The sequence below is a fragment of the Caproiciproducens sp. MSJ-32 genome (assembly GCF_018918055.1).
Lineage (GTDB): Bacteria > Bacillota > Clostridia > Clostridiales > Clostridiaceae > Clostridium.
The window spans coordinates 1-5,505 of sequence record NZ_JAHLPS010000065.1 but is presented as its reverse complement, the minus strand read 5'-3'; the positions used below and the strand labels follow the sequence as shown (position 1 = coordinate 5,505).

The 5,505-nt window shown below is 28.5% G+C and carries 6 protein-coding genes; 2 read left to right on the top strand and 4 right to left on the bottom strand.

Going from position 1 to position 5,505, the window contains the following annotated elements:
• Positions 1-86 precede the first annotated feature (86 nt).
• Both KQI16_RS07500 and KQI16_RS07495 read left to right on the top strand, forming a co-directional pair.
• The gene (locus tag KQI16_RS07500) at positions 87-830 is read left to right on the top strand and encodes a MerR family transcriptional regulator (protein WP_286172963.1); all 744 of its coding nucleotides are present in this window, start codon (positions 87-89) and stop codon (positions 828-830) included.
• A 291-nt stretch (positions 831-1,121) separates the two neighbouring features.
• On the top strand, positions 1,122-2,216 hold the full coding sequence (locus KQI16_RS07495; RefSeq protein ID WP_216433262.1) for an iron-containing alcohol dehydrogenase family protein: 1,095 nt from the start codon (positions 1,122-1,124) through the stop codon (positions 2,214-2,216).
• Positions 2,217-2,259: 43 nt separating this feature from the next.
• Here the strand turns inward: KQI16_RS07495 and KQI16_RS07490 are convergent, their stop codons facing one another.
• From KQI16_RS07490 to KQI16_RS07475, 4 genes are all read right to left on the bottom strand, one after another.
• On the bottom strand, positions 2,260-2,595 hold the full coding sequence (locus KQI16_RS07490) for a hypothetical protein (protein ID WP_216433260.1): 336 nt from the start codon (positions 2,593-2,595) through the stop codon (positions 2,260-2,262).
• A gap of 161 nt (positions 2,596-2,756) precedes the next feature.
• On the bottom strand, positions 2,757-2,921 hold the full coding sequence (locus KQI16_RS13230) for a hypothetical protein (protein ID WP_216433258.1): 165 nt from the start codon (positions 2,919-2,921) through the stop codon (positions 2,757-2,759).
• A gap of 79 nt (positions 2,922-3,000) precedes the next feature.
• A complete protein-coding gene (locus KQI16_RS07480; protein WP_216433257.1) occupies positions 3,001-3,651 on the bottom strand; it encodes a GH3 family domain-containing protein in 651 nt (216 codons plus the stop codon).
• Positions 3,652-3,781: 130 nt separating this feature from the next.
• On the bottom strand, positions 3,782-5,251 hold the full coding sequence (locus KQI16_RS07475) for a protein adenylyltransferase SelO (RefSeq protein ID WP_216433254.1): 1,470 nt from the start codon (positions 5,249-5,251) through the stop codon (positions 3,782-3,784).
• Positions 5,252-5,505: the final 254 nt, after the last annotated feature.

The window sequence follows — 5,505 nt, the reverse complement described above, 5'->3', positions numbered from 1 at the left end:
GTGTTTTGTTTTTTGTAATTATATTTTAACACTAAAAAGGGATGATTTCTTTTTAATTTTTTTGAACAAAAAATCCTTTAATTTCAATGCCTTTCGGCATTACTTGCCGAATCCAAGTTAATAATATAAAGTACTACACTAATATTTTTAGCGATCTTCTAAAAATAGAAATAGTAGATAAAGAATTGCGTTATACTAATAGTGATATCGATAACTTAGAACTTTTAATAAGACTAAAAAATAGAGGTATGTCTCTAAAAGAAATTCATGATTATTATAATAAATTACCTTTAAGCGATAAGGAAATTAAATATTCAGAAAGTAATTTGTTATCTGTAGAGGAACTTATTGATTCCATTAAAAAGGAACAAGAAATACAACTTAATAATTTTAAAAACCAATTCATAGATGATATACAAAAAGCTAATTCATTGTATCTACAAAATATTGTTTCAATAATTATTGAAGCCCAAAATAGAAACTTAAGTGAATTTAAAGAAAAATTTAATAAGGAAGTTAAAGAGTACATAGATTCTAAATTTGATAATATTAATGAAATAAATTCAAGTTTACATAAGGAACTTATTAGCAATACTGAAGAATTAATTTCTAATAAAATTAACGATAGAAATGAAGAACTTAAAGTTTCTCTACAAAATGACTTTAATAACTTTACTCAATCATTTTTAAATAATAATAAACTTTTAATAAAAGAAATTCAAAATTTAAAAAGGACTGTTGAAGCGTATACTATCCAGCAAGAAATAGAACTAGATAATGCAAACAAAGGTTTATTTAATAAAATACTTCATTTATCTAATTCTAAATAATAATCTGAAACTTCTAATATATTCTAAATATATATAAATTAAAATAAGAACTTACCCTTACTATAGGTGTAAGTTCTTATTTTAATTTCAACATCTCTAATATTAACTAAGACATCTTAAATTTTCTCATATATAAATCTACTGATATATAATAAAGTTTTAATTTCACTATAAAACATAATTAATAAGCTAATATATAAAAATGATTATATAATAATATATAAGAAAAGATTTAATCTAAGAATAATAAACTTAAATATTCTCTAAATAAGTAAAGAAAGGTTGATGGTTATGGAATTTATCTATTCAATGCCTACAAAAGTATATTTCGGCAAGGATGTTATTTTAAAAAACAAGGAAGTCTTCAGCAGTATAGGAAGAAAAGCTCTAATTGTTACAGGAAGAAACTCTGCTAAAAGAAATGGTTCTTATAATGATGTTGTTAAAGCCCTTTCTGATTCAAGAATAGACTACATACTTTTTGATGAAGTCGAAGAAAACCCTTCCTTAGAAACTATAGAAAAGGGCAGCATTATTGGAAAAGACAATAATGTTGATTTTGTTATTGGGATAGGCGGTGGCTCCCCCATGGATGCTTCAAAAGCCATTGCTGTTTTTATAAAAAATCCAGAAGTAAAAAAAGATAATATCTTTTCTCAAAAGCAACTAAAAAGTATTCCTGTAATTGCTATAGCTACAACTTCTGGAACAGGCTCAGAAGTTACTCAATATAGCATAGTAACTTCAAACAAAGAAAAAACAAAGAAAAATTTAGGACAATCAGTATTTCCTGTTGCAGCCTTTCTTGACAGTAAGTACACTTTTGACTTACCTTATGAAATAACTGTAAACACTGCAATTGATGCCTTTACCCATTTAGTTGAAGGCTATTTAAATACAAATAGCAATTATATGTCAGAAATTTACGGTGAAAAAGGCTTTGAATTATTTAAATACTGCTTTAAGAAACTTATTAATAAAGAATTAGATTCTAACTTTAGAAATAAGGTTATGCTGGCATCTACTTTAGCTGGAATACAAATTGCTCAAACTGGAACTTCCCTGCCTCACGGAATGGGATATCCCCTTACATATTTTAAGGGTCTTCCTCATGGTTTAGCTAATGGTGTATTGACAATTGAATATTTAAAAAGTTTTAAAGATAAATCTAAAATCAATAGAATGTTAAATCTATTAGGAATGAATTTAGAAGAATTAGAAGATATCTTTAACAAATTAATAAATGTAAATATCGAAATAACTGAGGAAGAAATAATAAACTACTCTAAAAGTTTTGTTTCAAATAAAAGCAAATTAAAAAATCATACTGAAAAAGTAGAATTAGAAGATATAATTCAAATTTATAAGAAAAGTCTATTAAAATAGGGTTAGCCCCCCTTACAATTATTGTAAGGGGGGGCTGACCCCTTTACATATTTTTTATCTTATTATAAAATTCCTCACTAATTTCAATTTCCTCTAAATTAAGCTTATTTGGATTAGTTGTTAAGGGATATTCCTTAATCCATATATTCCCTTCAATAAATAGCGGCTCTGTTATTGGATCTGCAGGATTTTTATCATTTACCTCTTCTAATTCCTTATAAGGAGTTAGAACAAGAATACGCCTGCAAGGCTCCTCAACTTCATCAAATATATTAAAAAATGGATTATAAGTATCAAAAAACTTATTTGATGTTACTAATTTTAAATATAATCCTAATTCTTTTGCTAGTTCACATGCCTTAATCATTTTACCATTCACTATATATCCTCTTCTTTCCTCTTAAAATATAAATTTATATAATTATATAACCATTATTATATTATATCTATTTTTGCTAGTTTACATAAAAATCAAAGGTATATAAAAGATGAATAAGTAAATCTTTTATATACCTTTATAACTGCAAATAAAAACATTAATTATAAATCATGAAAGATAGGCTTCATTTTTTCAAAGGTACAAAACTGTTTAAATCCAAGCTTTTTCAGTTCTTCCCTTACTTCTAAAATTTTATAAGCAATGTGTTCTTCTTTATGGGTATCTGAACCTATAGTAATTATTCTTCCACCTAATTCTTTATACAATTTTAGTATATCCCTTGAAGGTGTCAAATCATCTAATTTATATCTATAGGAAGATGTGTTAATTTCAATTCCCTTTCCCCTAGAGATTATATGTCTTAAAAATGCCTATCATTGTTTCTGTAGAAGCATAAGAAGGAGAATAAATAGGCAATGAAGCAGTATAATAATTAACTTTATCATCATATATTGAAAAGTTTGCTCCTGTTACAGTCTCAATATACAGTAATCTTGGCCATATCCTTTTTGCTATTCCCTTAAATCCTTTATTAAATTCTTCCTCTAATTTCTCTGCCCTGCTAACATTAGGAGATAATAGTTTATTTAAAGCAGTTCTAGTTTTTTCATCTATATTTATTTTATTATTTACCCTTCCTTTTCTTATATCCCTTACTAATAATTGATACTTTTCTTCTAAAACTCTAAAAAAATCTAGTATATTTGAAATAAAAACTCCACTTATATACATCAAGCTGCTTTCTTCTAAAGCAAATAATAAATGAAGATATAAAGCTGCTTCTTTATCTGTTATCTTCATAACTTCTAGTGGAGACGTAAATAAGAAAGGGATTATATACTTTATTCCATTCATTCCCCCTGATGTAGCAGAACAAATTGGTATTCCTGATTTTGTATAATTAGTATTCACAATATCTGATATTAAAACGCCTCTTCCATAAGTCCAGTTTTCCTTAAAACTTTCATAACAAACTCTATTTGAATAAAAAGCCATATATATAATGCTCGTAAAAACACTTCCAAATTAATGCTATACACAAATAGTTTATGATAAATTCAAAATAGTGTTAAATAATTAAGTCTTATAAATTTGGGGATTGTAATATCAATCCCCAAATTATATTTTATGTTCCACAAAAAGTTCTATAAGCTTCCTTTGATGCTTTAGGCAATTTTGCATATTCTTCCTGTTCTTCTGCATAAGCAAAAGGTCTTGATAAAGCATATAAAAGCTTATCCATGACACTATAATCCCCCTTTTCAACTGCAGCTTCTAATGCTTCTTCAACTCTATGGTTACGTGGAATAACTGCTGGGTTGCTGCTTCTCATAAGCTGAGTTACGGCTTCTTTTGACTCTGACTGTCTTTTTAACCTCTCCTGCCATTTTTTATACCAAACTTTAAATTCTTCTGTATTAGACATTTTTATATCTTCTATTTTATTAATAGTCAAGGCTCTAAAGGTATTAATATAATCAGCCTTTTCTTTTTCCATAAGATCTAAAAGTTCCTCGATTAACTCCTGATCTCCTTCTTCTTCATTAAAGATTCCAAGTTTAGATCTCATTCCAGAAATCCAATTTTCCATAAATATATCTTCAAATTCAGCAACTGCTTCTTGAGCCAAGCCTACAGCTTCATCTTGTTCACTATGAATTAAAGGTAATAGACTTTCCGCAAACCTTGCTAAGTTCCAAGCAGCAATACTTGGCTGATTTCCATAGGCATAGCGCCCATATCTATCAATTGAACTAAAAACTGTATCTGAACTGAACGTATCTATAAAAGCACATGGCCCGTAATCAATAGTTTCTCCACTAATTGTCATATTATCAGTATTCATAACTCCATGAACAAAACCAACTAACTGCCACTTAGTAATAAGTTCTGCTTGAGCCTTTACTACTGTCTTTAAAAAGGCTAGATATTTATTTTTCTCCTTGTCCACATTTGGATAATGCCTTTTTATAGCATATTCAGCTAATGATTTAAGATCATCAATTGATCCCCATTGAGCCGCAAATTGAAAAGTTCCTACTCTTAAATGACTTGCTGCCACACGAGTCAATATTGCACCAGTCAAAAGATCTTCCCTAATTATCTTTTCTCCTGTTTCAACTACTGCTAAGCTTCTTGTTGTAGGTATCCCAAGGGCAAACATAGCTTCACTTATTATATATTCCCTTAACATAGGACCTAAAGCAGCTTTGCCATCACCGCCTCTAGAATAAGGAGTCCTTCCAGCACCTTTAAGCTGAATATCTACTCTCTCTCCTTTAGGGCTTATATGTTCCCCAAGTAGAATAGCTCTTCCATCACCAAGCATCGTAAAATGGCCAAATTGATGACCTGCATAAGCTTGAGCAATTGCTTCTGTTCCATCCATAAGCTTATTTCCTGAAAGAAGCTCCACTCCATAATTACTAATTAGTTCCTTAGAATTTAATCCTAAGGAGGCTGCTAAGGAATGATTAAATACAACTAATTTGGGATTAGGTACAGAACTTGGTCTTTGCCTTCTATAGAATATATCTGGAAGTTCTATATAACTATTTTCAAAATTAAATCCAGCTTCCCTTTTTTTCTTATTCAAAATATCACCTCGCTTTATTTACCTTTAATCAATTTTAGTTTTTACTCTAAATAACTTATTATACCTATATAATAAAAAGATAGTTTATTAATAATATTTTTCTTTTAATAATCTTTATCTAATTATACACAAAAAAGGGGCTGTCGCATTAGCGGTTAAAAATCGCTAATGCTCAGCTCTTATTTTGTACTGTTTTATATGAATTTTAAAGAGTTTTTCAAATAAATTCATCTCTACTCCTTAAAAATGGCGCA

Excerpts from the sequence above, each read along its gene's own strand:
- KQI16_RS07500 (WP_286172963.1), top strand. The coding sequence starts at position 87 with ATGCCTTTCGGCATTACTTGCCGAATCCAAGTTAATAATATAAAGTAC.
- KQI16_RS07495 (WP_216433262.1), top strand. The coding sequence starts at position 1,122 with ATGGAATTTATCTATTCAATGCCTACAAAAGTATATTTCGGCAAGGAT.
- KQI16_RS07480 (WP_216433257.1), bottom strand. The coding sequence starts at position 3,651 with ATGGCTTTTTATTCAAATAGAGTTTGTTATGAAAGTTTTAAGGAAAAC.